Origin of the sequence: Lutibacter agarilyticus (genome assembly GCF_900188235.1) — a bacterium.
Classification (GTDB): Bacteria; Bacteroidota; Bacteroidia; order Flavobacteriales; family Flavobacteriaceae; genus Lutibacter; species Lutibacter agarilyticus.
This window is the reverse complement of record NZ_FZNT01000010.1, coordinates 146801-166093: the sequence shown is the minus strand read 5'-3', so window position 1 is coordinate 166093 and position 19293 is coordinate 146801. Positions and strand designations below refer to the sequence as shown.

Genomic DNA, 19293 nt, shown 5'->3' with positions numbered 1-19293 from the left:
TTAGCGGCTGCAAATGTACAACCTTTTTCCTTTCCTAAACAAACTTTTTATCTGGTTTTTATTAAGTTTTTTTGAAGTGAAATATACAGCGCTGAAAACGTGTAACTTATAATACATACTTCTATTTGAATTCTAACAAGACTATTAAAATAAACCTCTTTTTATTAAACTTATTAAAATAACAATATTTAGGACATGTTAATAGGTATACAATCAACGTCAAAAAACATAGAGAACCTTTTCATATGAATTTAAAAACTTATTGCGCAACTAATAGTTTTCTAATATCTTTGCAATCTTAATAAAAAAATATGATTCAAATAACGTTACCAGACGGTTCAATAAGAGATTTCAACAGTGGAAGTACTCCTATGGATGTTGCTAAGAATATTAGCGAAGGATTTGCTAGGAATGTAATTTCTGCAAAATTTAATGATACAACCATTGAAACTACTACTCCACTGACTGAAAATGGGAATTTAACGCTCTATACATTTAATGATGCTGATGGTAAAAAAGCCTTTTGGCATTCATCAGCCCACGTATTAGCACAAGCTATTACTTCATTTTATCCAAATGTAAAATTAACTATTGGCCCTGCCATTGAAAATGGTTTTTATTATGATATAGATTTAGGTGAAGATGTTATTTCTGAAAAAGATTTCCCTGCTATAGAAAAGAGGTTTTTAGAATTAGCCAGAGGGAAACACGAATTTAAAATGCGTGAAGTTAGCAAAGCTGATGCATTGGCAAAATATACAAACGAAGGAAACCAATATAAAGTTGAGTTAATAGAGAACTTAATTGATGGTGATATTACTTTTTGTGACCACTCAGACTTTACAGATTTATGCCGTGGTGGACATATTCCAAATACAGGACTGATTAAAGCTGTAAAAATAATGAGTGCTGCAGGTGCATATTGGAGAGGTGATGAAAAGAACAATCAGCTTACACGAATTTACGGTGTTACATATCCTAAACAAAAAATGCTTACTGAGTATTTAGAACTACTTGAAGAAGCAAAAAAACGAGATCATAGAAAACTTGGAAAAGAATTAGAACTATTTACTTTTTCAGCAAAAGTAGGACAAGGATTGCCTTTATGGTTACCTAAAGGAGCTGCTTTAAGAGGTAGGTTAGAAGATTTCTTGAAAAAAGCTCAAAAGAAAGCCGGCTATGAGATGGTAATGACCCCTCATATAGGTCAGAAAGAATTGTATGAAACTTCTGGTCACTACGCTAAGTATGGTGAAGACAGTTTTCAACCAATACATACACCCAAAGAAGGAGAAGAGTTTTTATTGAAACCTATGAACTGCCCACACCACTGTGAAGTTTATAATTTTAAACCTTATTCTTACAAAGACTTACCTAAACGATTTGCTGAATTTGGAACAGTTTATAGGTATGAGCAAAGTGGAGAATTACATGGACTAACACGTGTTAGAGGCTTTACTCAAGATGATGCGCATATTTTTTGCACACCAGATCAACTTGATGAAGAATTTAAAAATGTAATTGATTTAGTTTTATACGTTTTTAATTCTTTAAGTTTTGAAAACTTTACCGCTCAAGTTTCTTTAAGAGATCCTGAAAACAAAGAAAAATACATTGGTAGTGATGAAAATTGGGAAAAAGCCGAAAGTGCTATTATCAATGCTACTAAAGAAAAAGGGTTAGATTATGTAATTGAGTATGGTGAAGCTGCGTTTTACGGTCCTAAATTAGACTTCATGGTAAAGGATGCGTTAGGCAGAAGTTGGCAGCTAGGAACCATTCAGGTTGATTATAATCTACCTGAAAGATTTGATTTATCATACAAAGGTGCCGACAACCAGTTACACCGTCCGGTTATGATTCACAGAGCTCCTTTTGGTTCAATGGAACGTTTTATCGCTGTTTTATTAGAGCACACAGCAGGTAAATTTCCACTTTGGTTAACACCTGAACAAGTTATTATACTACCAATCAGTGAAAAATATCAGAAATATGCAGAAAATGTTTTACATTTGCTAGAAAATTCCGAAATTCGCGCCCTCGTAGATGATAGAAATGAAAAAACTGGTCGAAAAATTAGGGATGCTGAATTGAATAAGATTCCATTTATGTTGATTGTTGGTGAACAAGAAGAGAAAGATGGTTCTGTTTCAGTTAGAAAACAAGGAGAAGGAGATTTAGGATCATTTACAACAAACGAATTTATTTCGTTTTTGAATAAAGAAATTAATAGTACATTAAAACAATTTTAGTTTAATTTAAAATTTACGGTTATAGCAATCAAGAGACGATCAGGGGGAAGAAAGCCTTGGAGAGTAATTAAGGAAGATCAACATAGAATTAATGAGCACATTAAATTTGTTGATGAAGTACGTTTAGTAGGTGAAAACGTTGAAGTTGGCGTATATTCAATTTCAAAAGCAAAATCACTTGCAAGAGAACAAGAGTTAGATTTGGTGGAAATTTCACCAAAAGCCAAACCTCCTGTTTGTAAAATTATAGACTATAAAAAATTTCTTTACGAACAAAAAAAGAGAGAAAAGGCACAAAAATCTAAAGCTTCGAAGGTTGTTGTTAAAGAAATTAGATTTGGTCCGAATACAGATGAGCATGATTTTGAATTCAAAAAGAAACATGCCATTAAGTTTTTACAAGACGGCGCCAAATTAAAAGCTTTTGTGTTTTTTAAAGGAAGATCTATTATTTATAAAGATCAAGGACATATCTTATTATTAAGATTGGCTACTGAATTAGAAGAATACGGAAAAGTTGAGCAAATGCCTAAATTAGAAGGTAAACGAATGATTATGTATTTAGCTCCAAAGAAAAAATAAAATATTAAGCAAGATAAAAAGTAGAAGAAAATGCCTAAAATGAAAACAAAATCTAGTGCTAAGAAGCGTTTTAAGCTTACTGGTTCTGGAAAAATAAAAAGAAAACACGCTTTTAAAAGTCACATTTTGACTAAAAAAAGTAAGAAACGTAAATTAAAGTTAACTCATGATGGTTTAGTACATAAATCAGATACAGCTAACATTTTACAACAGTTAACTTTAAAATAATAAAGTTACAGGGAATTTAATTATTAACCTTGGAGTAGTGCTTATACAAGTATAAATTAATTTTTATCGCCTACTACAAAAAAACAAATTGAAATTATGCCAAGATCAGTAAATTCAGTTGCTTCAAGAGCTAAAAGAAAAAAGATATTGAAGCAAGCAAAGGGTTACTTTGGACGTAGAAAAAACGTTTACACAGTAGCAAAAAATGCGGTTGAAAAAGGAATGTTATATTCTTATAGAGACCGTAAAAACAAAAAGAGAACTTTCCGTGCTTTATGGATTCAACGTATTAACGCTGGAGCTCGTCAGTATGGATTGTCTTACTCACAGTTTATGGGGAAAGTAAAAGCTAATAACATTGAATTGAATCGTAAGGTTCTTGCAGATTTAGCGATGAACAACCCAGAAGCTTTTAAGGCAGTTGTAGATCAAGTAAAATAGATTTTTAATTTCTTGCTTATATAAAAAAACCCAATCATATTTGATTGGGTTTTTCTATTTATAAATTTCAGTAGTTTATTTTTCTATTTCGCGTAAGCTTTCCATTTTCTTGTTGGCCATAAAACTTGTAATCGTTTCAAAATGTTCTTTTACACGTTTATTTCCAAATTCAAAAACCTTATCAGCCAAACCATCTAAAAAGTCACGGTCGTGAGAAACCAATATTAAAGTACCGTCAAAATCTTTTAAGGCATCTTTAATAATATCTTTTGTTCTCATATCTAAATGATTTGTTGGCTCATCCAATATTAAAACATTTACGGGCTCTAACAATAATTTTATCATTGCTAAACGTGTTTTTTCACCACCAGAGAGCACTTTTACTTTTTTTGTAGTATCATCACCTCCAAACATAAATGCGCCCAATAAGTTCTTTATTTGGGTTCTAATATCTCCAACTGCAATATGATCAATAGTTTCAAAAACTGTTAGCTCTTCATCTAATAATGAAGCTTGATTTTGGGCAAAGTAACCAATTTTAGCATTATGACCCACTTCTAGTTTTCCTTCAAAATCAATTTCTCCCATAATAGCTTTTATCATGGTTGATTTACCTTCACCATTCTTACCAACAAAAGCAACTTTCTCTCCACGTTCAATTACTAAATTGGCTTTCTGAAAAACGGTATGTTCGTCATATTTTTTAGTTAATTCACTAACAACTACAGGATACTGTCCACTTCGTGGAGATGCTGGGAATTTTAACCGCAATGCTGAAGTATCAACCTCATCAACTTCAACCAATTTCAACTTTTCTAACATACGCACACGTGATTGCACTTGGTTTGTTTTAGAATAAGTTCCTTTAAAACGCTCAATAAAATCGGTATTTTCTTGAATCATTTTTTGTTGTTCATCGTATGCTTTTTGTTGATGTGCCCTTCTATCTTTTCGTAACTCTAAATATTGAGAATAATTAGCTTTATAATCATAGATTCTTCCCATAGTAACCTCAATAGTTCTATTGGTAATTGTATCAACAAAGGCTTTATCATGTGAAATTACGATCACAGCTTTTGCCGAATTCATTAAAAAATCTTCCAACCATTGTACACTTTCAATATCAATATGGTTGGTTGGCTCATCTAATAAAATTAAATCGGGTTTTTGAAGTAAAATTTTAGCCAACTCGATTCTCATACGCCATCCTCCAGAAAATTCAGAAGTTTTCCTATTAAAGTCTTCATTGGTAAATCCTAATCCTTTCAAAGCTTTTTCTACTTCAGCTTCGTAATTAATTTCTTCAATGGCATAAAATTTTTCACTTAATTCTGAAACGCGTTCAATCAATTTCATATAATCGTCGCTCTCATAATCCGTTCTCACTGTTAATGCTTCATTTACCTCATCAATTTCAGCTTTCATTTTAAATATTTCTGAAAATGCTTTTGAAGCTTCTTCCATAACTGTAGTATCATCTTGAACTAACAAATGTTGTGGCAAATATGCGATTTTAGCTTCTTTTGGCGCTGATATATTTCCTGAAGAAGGTTTTTTGGCTCCTGCAACAATTTTTAATAAGGTAGATTTTCCTGCTCCATTTTTACCCATTAAGGCAATTTTATCATTTTCATCTATGGAGAAAGAAACATTTTCGAACAATGTTGTTCCTCCAAATTGCATTGTAATATCATTAACTGTAATCATTTATCCTATTTTTGAAAGCCGCAAATATACATTGTTTTTTCTGATGTATAGTACTGATTTTTTTACACAAAAAAAGCAAGAATTTTTATTCTTGCTTTTAAATTTTATGAGTCAATATAAATTAAAATACTTCTCCTAATTCTTTTAATTTCTCTGTATTTTCGGCTAATTTTAATTCTTCAACAATTTTATGAATATCTCCATTAATCACATTCGATAAATCGTATAAAGTTAAACCTATTCTGTGCTCTGTAACACGTCCTTGCGGATAATTGTATGTTCTAATTTTAGCTGAACGGTCTCCACTAGCAACTAACGAGTTTCTTTTAGCTGAATCAGCAGCTAACTTTTTCTCTAATTCTTGCTCATATAAACGAGAACGCAATACTTTCATTGCTTTTTCTTTATTCTTATGCTGTGATTTTTGATCTTGACATTGCGCTACCAAACCTGTTGGGACGTGCGTTAAACGAACTGCTGAATAGGTTGTATTTACAGATTGACCTCCAGGACCTGAAGAACAAAAATAATCTACACGAATATCGCTTGGTTTTAATTCAACATCAAATTCTTCAGCCTCTGGCAATACCATTACTGTTGCTGCAGAAGTATGCACACGACCTTGTGTTTCAGTTTGAGGAACACGTTGTACCCGGTGCACTCCAGATTCAAATTTCATATCTCCGTATACATCAGTACCTGTAACACTAAAAATAATTTCTTTAAAACCTCCTGATGTACCTTCGCTAATATCTTCTACTTCAGTTTGCCATCCTTTATCAGAACAGTATTTTGTATACATTCTATATAAATCTCCTGCAAAAATACTTGCTTCATCACCACCTGTACCTGCTCTAATTTCAACAATTACATTTTTAGCATCTTCAGGATCTTTAGGTATTAACATAAACTTAATGTCTTCTTCCAATTTTGGAATACGGGCATTTGCTTCTTCTATTTCCATTTTTGCCATTTCAGTCATTTCTGCATCTGAACCATCAGCAATAATTTCTTTCGCTTCCTCTATATTATTTAATAACGATTCATATTCTTCAGCAATTTTCATTACTGCGCTTAAATCTTTATATTCTTTATTAATTTGAATGTAACGTTTTTGATCTGAAATAATATCTGGTTGGATGATTAAATCAGAAACCTCATCAAATCGTTGTTTTACTATTCTTAACTTATCTAACATCTACTTTTTTATTGGATTGCAAATTTACGATATTTTCTTGACACTCTATTTCTGCTCCATTATTACTTCTTAGAACAAGCAATTATTTAACAATTTTTTAGTTTCAATTTTGAATAATTTAATACTCAAAAATACCGTATTCACTTTTAATTGTTAATTTTTTAATTTCTGAAGCCTCCACTTTTCCAATAATTTGAGCGTTTACATTAAAACTGTTTGAAATTTCAATAATATCTGAAGCCACTTCAGGAGAAACATACAATTCCATTCTATGCCCACAGTTAAACACCTGATACATTTCTTTCCAATCTGTTTTACTTTGCTCTTGAATAAGTTTAAACAATGGCGGAACGCTAAACATATTGTCTTTTACAATGTGTAAATTATCTATAAAGTGAAGAATTTTAGTTTGCGCTCCTCCACTACAATGCACCATTCCATGAATATTCTTTGCGTTGTACTTTTCTAGTATTTTTTTAATAATTGGAGCGTAGGTACGTGTTGGAGAAAGCACCAATTTACCAGCATCAATTGGAGCGTTTTCAACAACATCGGTTAATTTCATATTTCCTGAATACACTAAATCTTCTGGAACTGCAGCATCAAAACTTTCTGGAAATTTCTCAGCTAAATATTTATGAAACACATCATGACGTGCTGATGTTAATCCGTTAGAACCCATTCCTCCATTGTATTCTTTCTCATAAGTTGCTTGTCCAAATGACTCTAAACCAACAATTACATCACCTGGTTTAATATTTGAATTATCAATAACATCGCAACGTTTCATACGTGCTGTAACTGTTGAATCGACAATTATAGTTCTTACCAAATCCCCAACATCTGCAGTTTCTCCACCTGTAGAATGAATTTCTACTCCAAAACTTTTTAAATCTTGAAGCAACTCTTCGGTTCCATTTATTATTTCAGAAATAACTTCTCCTGGAATTACATTTTTATTTCTACCAATAGTTGAAGACAACATAATATTATCTGTTGCTCCTATACACAATAAATCGTCAATATTCATTATTAAAGCATCTTGCGCAATACCTTTCCAGACAGAAATATCTCCAGTTTCTTTCCAATACATATAAGCTAAAGATGATTTTGTTCCTGCTCCATCAGCGTGCATTATTAAGCAATAATCTTCATCACCTGTTAAATAATCAGGAACAATTTTACAAAATGCCTTCGGAAATAACCCCTTATCTACATTCTTTATTGCATTATGAACATCTTCTTTTGATGCTGAAACTCCTCTTTGACTGTATCTTTTACTTATTTCTGAACTCATTTGTGCTTAATTATATTGTTTTGCAAAAGTAATTTTTCTTTTTTAATTATGATACATAAAAAAAACCGAATGCTATTTTCATTCGGTTTTTTTTATATTTAATTTGTATTATTCCCAATCTGGCATAAAAGCATCTTCAAACATTTTATTTCGATCTATATTATTATCACTATCGTAAAAAATAGAAGTTCTATAAATTGTATTGGTTGAAATTCCGTCGTTTGATGTATTTACAAATATAACTTCTGCTTCATTTGGAGAAAATCTTGGATCTAAATCATTCGTACCTTGTACTTTATTTATTGAAAGATCTGTTATTGTGGCTGTTGCAAATTCATAAATAAAAATTTTAGTATCTAATTGTCTATTATTTGAACTCTCGTAACCTGAAACGTCGTGTGTATAAACTAATAATTTATTATCAATTGAAATATTTAAACCTCCTGCAGCACCATTTACTTCAGATAGAATTGTAGTAAGTATATCTCCAGACATATTTATAGTATAAATACGTACATTAAAACCATTAATATCATTTGTTTTTAAAGCAATCATACTTTCATTATTACTCCAATCACATTCAGAAATAAAACTTCCATCAGATGTTTGGTAAATTAATTGCAATCCACTTCCATCCTTATTAATCTTATATAATTTATCGTAATTTGAATAAATAAGTCGATCTCCATTTGATGCCCAAGAGAAATCCATTTCATTCATATTATGACCATTCACAGGTACGGCTGAAGTTACCTGAAATACATCTGAACCATCAGTTTTCATTGTAAACAAATGGGTTGCATTATTAGCTGTTTGCAAAAATGCAATGCGGTTTGATGCTTGATTTTTTCTTGGTCTCCAGCTATTTAACTCTTCAAGTGTTAACTGTACTTCATTTTGGGCAACTGCATCATCTTCATTAAAACTAGCAGAATAAATTACATTGTTATTATTCGTAAACTTTTTAACATATAAATACCTATTATCTGGGTTTATCTTTGTTCTAAAAGAATTAACGGTACTTAATACCTCTTCATTTATACCATCATTAGCAGCTATTTGCCAAAAATATTTTACTCCATATTTTAAATCTGAAATTACATACGAACTATCAGCAATATCCAAAACTTCTAAAATTTCATTATCATAATCATTCTTCACTTGCAAGGTATACAATATTTCATCTCCACCAGGATCAGTTGATGACCAAGTTAATTCAACAGAAAGTTCATGGTATTCACTTCCATCTTCAGGTGTTTTTAACACGGGGGTTGTAGGCGCTTTATTTAAAGCTTCATCATCTTTCATTTCAAATATTACATTCACTTCAATACCTGCAGTTACTGTTGCTGATTCAAAAGTTGTTAAATAATTTTCCTTTGTAGCTCCTACAGAATAATCTCCTTCTTCAACGTCTTTAATAGTAAAGTACCCACCATCATCGGTAAAAACAGTATTATTTGTTGGGCTTAATGATACTTTTGCGTTTTCAATTGGCTCAAAACTATTTGCTTCAACAACTCTACCTGTAATTGTTCCAATACCAACTAAATCAACGGTATCTTCTTGACAACTTAAAAATAAACTGACAGCTATTAAAACAATTAAATTGACGATTTTTTTCATTTTTATTTTTTTAAATTATCAAAACATTTCAGAGTCTACCCTATTATAAGGTCTTCCTAAGTAAAAATTTAGACCAATACCAACCCTCCAATAATAATCGTTGTATTTTCCTTGTTCAATCCCTTCCTGCTTATCAGAAAATAATAGATTTTGTTCTCCAAAAAGTTTAATTCCAATATTATTCACTGGTAAATATTCTATTCCAAGTCCGTATTGAAATTTAAAAAGTGGGTTTTCGAGATTCAAATCTGTGATAGTACCAATTCCGGCATATACAAAAGGAGTTAAATCGTCGTAAGGTAAAATATCATATCCTAAATTTATATCAAAATTCATGTAATCTTCCTTATAAATCCCTTCATTTTCTAATTGAAAATACCCCAAACCAACATTTAAATTAAATTTTGGTTCATTAAAATAAAATTTATAAGAAACATTGGCGCTAATTTGTGCTGTAGAATTTGGGTAATCGTTTGAAACAAAAGTTGCGCCTCCTTCAGCATTTATGGCTGACTCACCTCTTCTATCTTCTAATTTTCTATCAAAAAGAACTGTAGCATCTGCTGCTGCTTTTTCATTTAAATACCTTTCTTTTACAATTTCAACTACAGGTTCTCCTCCTTTTGGATCCCACAAACCATCAATTATTCCTTCAGTAATTAACAATTCAACTGCTTTATCTATCGCTTCTTTTACCGCTAATTGTGCGGGTTCATTTTTAGTAACACCTGTTTCAACTTCTAACAAACGTTGAAGATTTACATATCTAAATAAATTAGCTGAAATACCTTGAGATAAAATTGTTTTTGAAACATAGACATTCTTTAATATTCGGCCGCTTGATGTTGAAACCGCTCTTAGGTAAACGGTAATTCTATCTTCTCTGTATTGTGTTGAAGCACCTACGCCAAAATATCTGGCTCCGGTTCCACCTGTAATTATATTGGAATCGTAAGAAACAACTCCACCTTCTAATATAATTCCAGCAAATAATAATGGAGGTATTGAAGTGGTTTGATTTTTATTGTCCTTACTGTATTCCTGCCTTGTAGAACGTATAATTTGTCGTTCATTTAATAAATTCCCAATATTTTCACGTTCAATTGGGTTAAACCATTCAGAGTCTTCCAGCGATTTTAATAAAATTGATGTTCCGCCTTGCGTCACAGCTGTACTAAAAGTAGATCCATTTTCAACAGGTTTGTATTGACCTGTTTGGTCTCTAAACTTATAAACACCTACAACGGTTTGTTCTACAGGTACAATATTTTCTAGTAGACCTTCCCTTTTTGTTGTATTTTCTCCAATTCTAGCCTTTTTTGTTTTAAAGGGCTGATTAAAAAAGGTTCCACAACTTGTTAATGAAACGAATAGAAATAAAGTAACTACTTTGCAATACTTTTTCATAAGTTCAGGATTTGCAATTTTATTCTTTAATTAGGTATGATAATTTGAGTTTGTTCACCTGTAATGGTATCCAAAATACTGACCGATAAACCTCCACTAGTTGGAGATATTTCAACAACCAAAGAACCAAATACATAGGTACCTTCAGTAAGTGCTTCATTACCAAATTGATCTTGGTATAAATCTTGAGATAAAGAATTAAGCAACTGACGGTTTAAACTTTCAGAAAAGTTTTCTAAATCAGAAGCTTGCTTAAAATCGAAACCAGCATCTTCCTCAAAGCTATTCTGTGCATTTGCAGAAGCTAACATTTGCTGGTAATTAAATGTATCTCCTCCAAAAAAAGGATTCATTGGCTTATAAACGATGTCTTGCGAATACAGTAAATAAGGTAGAATTAAAAATAAAATAGTACTAAAAACATTGCTCTTTTTCATACTTAAATTTAACCAATATTTTTTAAATTCTACTGTTTCTAAGTAATAATTTTCGTTGTTTTGCATATTGATTTATGTTTTGTAATGTTTGCTTTACTGCTGATTTTAAAAACTCTTCATCTGGACGTGGCATAAATTCATAAATCTTTCGATCATCAACTTCTATCGAAACAATACTGTTTCTTCCCAAATATGGTTTTTCTTTAATATTAATTATAAAAGGATATTTTATTCCTGAAGTTATATATGCTTGGTAAAAATAATCGTGAAAATCTTTGCCCATTTTGGTAATTACATCATCAACAACAATCCCTGTAATTACAAACTCTCCCTCATTCACAACCTCATTTTTTTTTTCTTTTTTCTCGGTAGGTAAAATTAATAATGAATCTTTTGAAACTAATATATCTTCATGTTTTATGAATAAATAAACCTTAATTTCTTCATCGCTTTGAATACTCAATCTCAATTCAGAAACATCTTTGCTTTCTTGAGGCTTTAAAGAAAACTCCCCTGATTGCCTATTACTTGAATAATTGCCCGATACACTCTTCTTTAACCCAACTAAATTATAAGTCAAATTATTTTTAAAAATAAGCTCACTATTATCTACATGCGCTTTTACAATAATAAAATTATCAATTTCTACTACGTTTATTTTTCCAACTACGTACTCGCTTAACTGGGCTTTTATAGTTACTGTACTAAAAAGTAAACTTAAAAAAATTAGTGTCGAAAAAGAATGGTTCATTTTCTAATAGTTTTTAATAATCATTGTTTTAAAACTTGAGTTCTGTATGATACTTATATTTTCAATGATAGAATTCTGTCCATATATTTGTAAAGAGTTCGCTTCTCCTTGCTGAATGATATTAAAATTCGATGGATTACTATTGTAATAGTTTATAAAGTTATAATAATTTTGATTCCCTTTTTGAATAACCTGTTGAGAATTGTTAGGTTTACTTTTAATATCGATTTCATTACTGTTCCCAATTTGATTTAAGGAAACCACATTAGCTTGTAGTTCATTATTAAAATCTGATTTATTGAAATTGTGAGAAACGGATGTAGATTCTATACTTGACTTAAAATACTGATTAATTAAATACGTATTTTCATCTGTTAATTTTTGGGCACTACTATTAAATGAAAATAAGCATAAAAGTAGTACTAGAAAAAATAATATGTTTTGTGCTCTTTTCATGCTTTTTTAAATTTTGAAAAAAAGGAGGGAAAACCCCTCCCTTTTTTTTTTAAATTAAACTATACTTTTTTTAATTAGTTACTCCTCCTACTTGAGTTACGGTTGCTGAATTATGATCTCCAAATTGGTTTACATAACTCATATTATTACCGTCTAAATTTCCTGTTTGGTCAACCAACGATTCATTGTGCTCTCCATCTTGAAGAACGAAACTTTGATTCCAAGCTGCATCAGAAACTAACTGAATTACTTCAGAATGGTTGTGCATACCAAATTGTCGCACACTACTAAAGTTATTACCTAGTGTTGTTCCATCTTGTTTTACATTAGAATGATTTTGATCTCCTTGTTGATAAACCCAACTAGTATTAAAAGAATCAGCTGCATCTTGTTTTACCATAGAATGGTTATGATCTCCCATTTGAGTTACTACACTCATATTCATTCCACCTATTGCATCTTGTTTTACCATTGAATGATTGTGATCTCCAATCTGCATAACACCACTCATATTCATTCCACCTGCAGCAACTTGTTTTACTTTAGAATGGTTTTTATCGCCTATTTGAGCAACAGTACTTCCATTAATACCATAATCTGTTGCTGTTTGTTCTACTTTAGAATGATTATGATCTCCTGTCTGCATAACTACACTACCATCTGTACCCATATTAGCATCTTGAATAACTGAAGATTTGTTATGATCACCCATTTGCATTGCTAAAGCATTATTCCAACCTGAAGTAGAAATTTGATTTACTGCAGATTTATTTTTATCGCCTACTTGTTGCACCCAACTAGTATTCATACCACCTAAATCAGCAACTTGAGTTACACATGAAAGATTGTCTTTACCATTTTGCGAAACAGTAGACATATTCATATCAAATCCACCAGGAGTGGCCGTTTGATCTTCTACAGAAGTATTTTTTTCTCCAAATTGATAAGCCAAAGCATTGTTGTTAGACCCATATTGTTTTTGACTAGCTTCATTTTCAGTTCCATCTTGAGTAATGGTAGCTAAACTACCAAAAACACCATTTGCCCCTGAATTTTGGATTTGGATTGCATAATTTCCTTTACCTTCTTCACTATATTGAGTTATAAATGCTCTATTATTATCATTCCACTGTCTTTGATACGCTACATTATATTCATCTTCTTGTAAAATACTTGCAAAGTTGAATTGAGCCCAACCAGAACCAACTATTTGATTTGCATAGTTGAAATTTCCATCTTGAAAAACAGTACCTACATTTTCTTGGCCTTGTTGATCAATAAAAGAGTTATTTCCATAACCTAATTGAGTTACTGTTGCAGTGTTTAAAAAATCTAATTGATTTATTAAAGAATAGTTACCATCTCCTATTTGTAAAACAGTGGCTATATTAGATAAATCAAACTGATTAACTTCACTATAATTATATCCAGGAGCAATTAAAGTTGTTGCTATTGGTGTTATTTCACAATCGAAACATTCACCTTGTCCTTCACCACCTTTCTCTCCCTTTTTCCCTTCATGTTCTTCTGTATCTTCACCTTCATCGTGAGAAGTTAATACTGTTTTACCTTGGGCAAATATCATACTTGTAGAAAATATTAATGCCATCACTAATAATAATTTTTTCATAATAAAAATTTTTAAATTAATTAATAAATTACATTTGATAAATTCATAGGGGGGACTAAACTATCTATTAGAATGCTTAAAATTTTACAAACAAACCAACATAGTTCTATGCTTTTAAAATATAGGGTGAAAAAATTCTATATGAGGTTTAAACTCAGGGTGAGTAAATTTTGGGGAATTGAAATTATACCAATTTATTAAATTTCAATTACTATACTAAAATATAAATACTTATCAAAAAATCAAAGAGTTACATCTAGTATTTTATTAATTTAGAATGTATATAATTAGGTACTTATGTTACACAACCTAACTAACATACTATATTTAATAAATAGTGTATTTTAATAAATAAAACGCTTAGAAACTAAAAATCCCGTAAATACGGGGTTTTTAGTTCTATATTAAATTTTTAGCTTATCTGGTGAATAATAACTCTCTATATTTGGTTAATGGCCATAATTTATCGTCAACCATAAGTTCTAATTTGTCGCAATGATATCTAATTTCATCTAAAAATGGTTTCACTTTATTACAATAGGCACTAGCTCTTTCTTCGTGATTTTGAATTTTGTTTGCTTTTTTTCGAGCATTAATCATTTTATCAATCTTATAATGAATTCCTTCAATATGTTCGGATATTCTTTTAATTAACTTTATTTGTTCTTTTGCATGCGCTTCAAAATCATTTCCAAAAATTGTTTTCAAACCAGAAACATTTTCAATTAACATATTTTGGTAAAACACTGCTGTGGGTACCACGTGATTCCCCGCAATATCACCTAAAACACGTGATTCAATTTGAATACGCATGGTATACTCTTCTACTTCAATTTCATAACGAGCTTTGGTTTCAACTTTGCTCATAACTCCCATTTCTTCATACATAGAGAGTACTTTATCTGAAATTTTCACTTTTAAAGCATCAGGTGTTTTTATGTTGTTACTTAATCCTCGCTTTTTAGCTTCTTTTTCCCATTCAACACCATAACCATTCCCTTCAAACAAAATATTTCGAGAAGATTTAATATATTCTCTTAAAACATTAAAAATTGCTTCGTCTTTTTTGAAGTTTTTTCCATCGATTAATTTATCAACTTCAATTTTAAAATCCTTTAGTTGTTTTGCTACTATTGTATTTAAAACAGTCATGGGATTTGCACAGTTGGCTGTTGAACCTACAGCTCTAAATTCAAATTTATTTCCTGTAAATGCAAATGGAGATGTTCTATTTCTATCTGTATTATCTAATAAAACATCTGGTATTTTACCAACTACATTTAATTTCAAATCTGTTTTTTCTTCTGGCGAAAGTTTACCATCAGTAACTCCTTCAAGTTCTTCTAATACCTCGCTCAATTGCTGACCTATAAAAACTGAAATAATAGCAGGAGGTGCTTCATTTGCACCCAAACGATAATCGTTACTTGCTGATGCGGTTACTGCTCGTAACAACTCTTCATTGTCATGAACAGCTTTTATAGTATTTATAAAGAATGTTAAAAATTGTAGGTTACTCATAGGTGTTTTTCCCGGACCTAATAAATTAACACCTGTATCTGTTGATAAGGACCAATTATTATGTTTTCCAGATCCATTAACACCTGCAAAAGGTTTTTCATGCAACAACACTTTAAAATTGTGGCGTGATGCTACTCTTCCCATAACATCCATTAATAAGGAGTTATGGTCAACGGCTAAATTTGCTTCTTCATATATAGGAGCTAATTCAAACTGATTTGGTGCAACTTCATTATGACGCGTTTTAACAGGTATGCCTAGTAACATACACTCGGTCTCTAAATCACGCATAAAGTTCAACGCTCTACTTGGAATAGATCCAAAGTAATGATCGTCTAATTGCTGACCTTTGGCTGAAGAATGTCCTAATAAAGTTCTTCCTGTTAAAGCTAAATCTGGACGACTAGCAGCCAATGCTTTATCTATTAAAAAATATTCCTGTTCCCAACCTAAAGATGAAGATACTTTTTTTACATTTTTATCGAAATATTTACAGATTGCAGTAGCAGCAGTATCCACTGCATTTAAAGCTCTTAAAAGTGGTGTTTTATAATCTAAAGCTTCTCCCCTATAGGAAACAAAAATTGTTGGTATACATAAGGTAGTACCATATATAAAAGCTGGTGATGTAGGATCCCAGGCAGTATATCCTCTTGCTTCAAAGGTATTACGAATACCTCCATGTGGAAAGCTAGACGCATCAGGCTCTTGCTGTACCAATTGATTTCCTTCAAATTTTTCAACAGCCATTCCATTGCCTATAGTTTCAAAAAATGCGTCATGCTTTTCAGCAGTACCACCCGTTAGTGGCTGAAACCAGTGTGTATAATGTGTAACTCCCTTGCCCATAGCCCACTCTTTCATTGCACTAGAAACTTGATCGGCAATTTTCCTGTCTATTTTTTTACCATGTTCTATAGCACTCATTACACCTACAAAAGCATCACGTGTAAGATATTGTCTCATAGCGTTTTCATTAAAAACATTGGCTCCAAATAACTCTGAACGCTTTTTTACCTCTTCAATAAATACTGGTTTTCTAGACTCCGCTTTTTCAACCGCATTAAATCTTAATATTGCCATTTCATTACAAATTTTATTCAAAGTACGAATATAGTATTTTTTTAAACTATTTATTTATCAAATAATCTAAAAAAAATTAAATTATTTTTGGATAACCCCTAAAAAAAATAGGGTATCAATAAAAATGATGCCTCATATTTAATTTCACCCCCTTATATTTTTATTGTATTGCAAAAAAAATTATTTTTGAACAAATTATTTTTATTTATTAAATTAATTAACACTATGGCAAAAATAAAATTAGAGTATATTTGGTTAGACGGATATAAACCAACTCAAAACTTAAGAAGTAAAACAAAAGTTGAAGAACACGAAAATTTCCAAGGAACAGTTGAAGAATTAGGAGATTGGTCTTTCGATGGTAGTTCAACAAAACAAGCTGAAGGAGGATCTTCTGACTGTTTATTAAAACCTGTTGCAATTTATCCTGATCCAGCTAGAATTAATGGTTACTTAGTAATGACCGAAGTTTATAATGCTGACGGTACACCACATGAATCTAATGGACGTGCCACTATTGATGATGATGATAATGATTTCTGGTTTGGATTTGAACAAGAATATTTCTTAATGGATTCTAGAACACAATTACCATTAGGTTTCCCAATTGGAGGGTATCCAGGACCACAAGGTATGTACTACTGCTCTGTTGGAGGAAAAAACACTTGGGGTAGAGATTTAGTTGAGGAACATGCTGATTTATGTATCGATGCTGGATTGAACTTTGAAGGAATCAACCAAGAAGTTGCACCAGGACAATGGGAATTTCAATTATTTGCTAAAGGAGCTAAAAAAGCAGGTGATGAAATTTGGATTGCTAGATATTTGCTAGATCGTTTAACTGAGAAACATCACTACTATATTGAATACCACCCTAAACCTGTAAAAGGAGATTGGAATGGTTCTGGAATGCATGCAAACTTCTCTAATACTATTTTAAGAGAGTGTGGTTCTGCTGATAAATATGCTGAAATTTGTGAAGCATTTAGACCTGTTACAAAAGAACACATTGAAGTATACGGAGAATATAACGATGAGCGTTTAACTGGATTACATGAAACAGCAGCTATTACAGACTTCTCTTGGGGAGTTTCAGATAGAGGAGCTTCTATTCGTATTCCAATTATCGCTGTTGAAAAAGGATACAAAGGATGGTTAGAAGACCGTCGCCCAGCTTCAAACGCAGATCCATACAAAATTGCTGCAAGAATTATTAAAACAGTAAAACCTATTAAATAATTTGAAGTTTATAAAATCAAAAAAAACACCGCAATTGCGGTGTTTTTTTATCTACTATTTTCAAATTCCTTAAAAGAACATTTGAAACATAAACAATCCGTACAAGGAAATAAGTAGCAATCCTTCTTTCCAAGTTAATTTCATGCTAACAGGCACAAAGTTTAAAGGAAGTATTAAAAAGGAAATAGCTAACATCCAAAAAATATCATTTGATAATAATGCTTGATCTACTATTTTAAAAGGCTGTACAATTGAAGTTATACCTAAAACAGCCAAAATATTAAACACATTAGAGCCTACTAAATTTCCTAATGAAATTGCTTTCTCTTTTTTAAGAACCGCAATTACCGAGGCTGCTAATTCAGGAATACTTGTACCTATTGAAATTATAGTAATTCCAATAATCCGCTCACTCACTTCAAAATGTTTTGCCATACCAATAGCACCATCAATTAGCAACTCTGAACCACCCCACAAGGCAACACCACCAATAGTGATAAAAAGCACATCTTTATACAAGGGTAATTCCTCATCATCTTCAGGCATTTCATCAACCACAGCTGTTTTTTGAAAACGTAATAAATAAATCAAAAATATAACTAAAAGGCTCACTAAAATAATTCCTTCTGTTCTACTTAAAACATTATCAAACGCAATAAATACATATAACAAAATAGAAGAAATCATCATTACCGGCCAATCAGTTTTATAAAAACTTTTTTCGACACTTATCGTAGAGAGCAAAATAGTTATTGCAAGTACCAACCCTAAATTAGCAATATTAGATCCAATAACATTTCCTAAGGCAATCTCGGCATGACCTTCTAAAGCTGATTTAACACTTACAATTAATTCTGGGGCTGAGGTTGCAAAAGAGACAACTGTCATACCAATTACAATTTTTGGTATTTGCAATCGGAGTGAAAATCCCACAGCTGCCTTCAATAACCAATTCCCCCCTAAAACTAACAGCAATAATCCAATTACAACAAACAATAAATTCATATCAAATATTTTTGCAAATATAATAGAATTAACCTCGATTTAATGAATCAACTTAATTTCTCATAAAACTATTTTTTTAATCAACTTTACAAAAAAATAGCATAAAACTATTATTTTATTTATCAGGTTAGTAAACCATGAATTTTATTGAAATAGTCTTAATGGTTATAATTTATCACAAATTCTCCTTTACTTTTAGTTTATTAAACTAAAGACACCTTTAGTTAATTACATATTTAAATCAATTTTAATTTTTTAATTACACTTATAAATAAAATTGTAGTAAAAAAATTACACCAATAAGTTTAAGTGGTTTTTTAACATCAAATTTACACTCACTTCAATTAATAGTATAACTAGCATTTGGAGACAGTTTGATGAATATCCTATCTTCAATATATAATTAATTCACAAACATTTTATTAACCTAAAA

16 protein-coding genes are annotated in these 19293 nt (G+C 31.1%); 5 read left to right on the top strand and 11 right to left on the bottom strand.

The features are described 5' to 3' along the window. The first annotated feature begins 311 nt into the window (after positions 1–311). From thrS to rplT, 4 genes are all read left to right on the top strand, one after another. Complete coding sequence (thrS, locus tag CHB67_RS15515; protein WP_089382707.1) at positions 312–2252, top strand: threonine--tRNA ligase; 1941 nt, start codon at positions 312–314, stop codon at positions 2250–2252. 66 nt (positions 2253–2318) lie between these two features. Continuing rightward, a complete protein-coding gene (gene infC / locus CHB67_RS15510) occupies positions 2319–2834 on the top strand; it encodes a translation initiation factor IF-3 (protein WP_262494291.1) in 516 nt (171 codons plus the stop codon). 30 nt (positions 2835–2864) lie between these two features. Continuing rightward, positions 2865–3062: a 50S ribosomal protein L35 gene (gene rpmI / locus CHB67_RS15505; RefSeq protein ID WP_089379680.1), complete on the top strand. Its 198-nt coding sequence runs from the start codon at positions 2865–2867 to the stop codon at positions 3060–3062. Positions 3063–3158: 96 nt separating this feature from the next. Continuing rightward, complete coding sequence (gene rplT / locus CHB67_RS15500; RefSeq protein ID WP_089382705.1) at positions 3159–3503, top strand: 50S ribosomal protein L20; 345 nt, start codon at positions 3159–3161, stop codon at positions 3501–3503. Between the two features lie 75 nt (positions 3504–3578). Here the strand turns inward: rplT and CHB67_RS15495 are convergent, their stop codons facing one another. The 10 genes from CHB67_RS15495 to CHB67_RS15450 all read right to left on the bottom strand — a co-directional run bounded on the left by CHB67_RS15495 (position 3579) and on the right by CHB67_RS15450 (position 16616). Then, positions 3579–5210: an ABC-F family ATP-binding cassette domain-containing protein gene (locus CHB67_RS15495; RefSeq protein ID WP_089382704.1), complete on the bottom strand. Its 1632-nt coding sequence runs from the start codon at positions 5208–5210 to the stop codon at positions 3579–3581. Positions 5211–5331: 121 nt separating this feature from the next. Further along, positions 5332–6408 carry a peptide chain release factor 1 gene (gene prfA / locus CHB67_RS15490; RefSeq protein WP_089382703.1) on the bottom strand — a complete coding sequence of 359 codons (1077 nt, stop codon included), beginning with the start codon at positions 6406–6408 and terminating at the stop codon, positions 5332–5334. Positions 6409–6526: 118 nt separating this feature from the next. Further along, a complete protein-coding gene (locus CHB67_RS15485) occupies positions 6527–7705 on the bottom strand; it encodes an AIR synthase related protein (protein WP_089382702.1) in 1179 nt (392 codons plus the stop codon). Between the two features lie 108 nt (positions 7706–7813). Then, positions 7814–9331, bottom strand: a complete 1518-nt coding sequence (locus CHB67_RS15480) for a carboxypeptidase regulatory-like domain-containing protein (RefSeq protein ID WP_089382701.1) — start codon at positions 9329–9331, stop codon at positions 7814–7816. A gap of 18 nt (positions 9332–9349) precedes the next feature. Continuing rightward, a complete protein-coding gene (locus CHB67_RS15475; protein ID WP_089382700.1) occupies positions 9350–10738 on the bottom strand; it encodes a CsgG/HfaB family protein in 1389 nt (462 codons plus the stop codon). Between the two features lie 26 nt (positions 10739–10764). Further along, a complete protein-coding gene (locus CHB67_RS15470; RefSeq protein WP_245813574.1) occupies positions 10765–11241 on the bottom strand; it encodes a curli production assembly/transport component CsgF in 477 nt (158 codons plus the stop codon). Continuing rightward, complete coding sequence (locus CHB67_RS15465; RefSeq protein WP_089382699.1) at positions 11198–11926, bottom strand: CsgE family curli-type amyloid fiber assembly protein; 729 nt, start codon at positions 11924–11926, stop codon at positions 11198–11200. Before CHB67_RS15465 ends, CHB67_RS15470 begins: the two co-directional genes overlap by 44 nt. Positions 11927–11929: 3 nt before the next feature. After that, on the bottom strand, positions 11930–12382 hold the full coding sequence (locus CHB67_RS15460) for a hypothetical protein (RefSeq protein ID WP_089382698.1): 453 nt from the start codon (positions 12380–12382) through the stop codon (positions 11930–11932). A 70-nt stretch (positions 12383–12452) separates the two neighbouring features. Continuing rightward, complete coding sequence (locus CHB67_RS15455; RefSeq protein ID WP_089382697.1) at positions 12453–14012, bottom strand: hypothetical protein; 1560 nt, start codon at positions 14010–14012, stop codon at positions 12453–12455. A gap of 417 nt (positions 14013–14429) precedes the next feature. Further along, positions 14430–16616, bottom strand: a complete 2187-nt coding sequence (locus CHB67_RS15450; protein ID WP_089382696.1) for a glutamine synthetase III family protein — start codon at positions 16614–16616, stop codon at positions 14430–14432. Positions 16617–16841: 225 nt separating this feature from the next. Here CHB67_RS15450 and CHB67_RS15445 point away from each other — a divergent pair, with 225 nt between their 5' ends. Continuing rightward, positions 16842–17855, top strand: coding sequence for a glutamine synthetase beta-grasp domain-containing protein (locus CHB67_RS15445; RefSeq protein WP_089382695.1), 1014 nt, complete (start codon positions 16842–16844; stop codon positions 17853–17855). Between the two features lie 69 nt (positions 17856–17924). On the opposite strand, the gene CHB67_RS15440 is transcribed toward CHB67_RS15445, so the two are convergent. Continuing rightward, entirely contained in the window at positions 17925–18860 is a 936-nt protein-coding gene (locus CHB67_RS15440; protein WP_089382694.1) for a calcium/sodium antiporter, read from the bottom strand. Between the last annotated feature and the right edge of the window lie 433 nt (positions 18861–19293).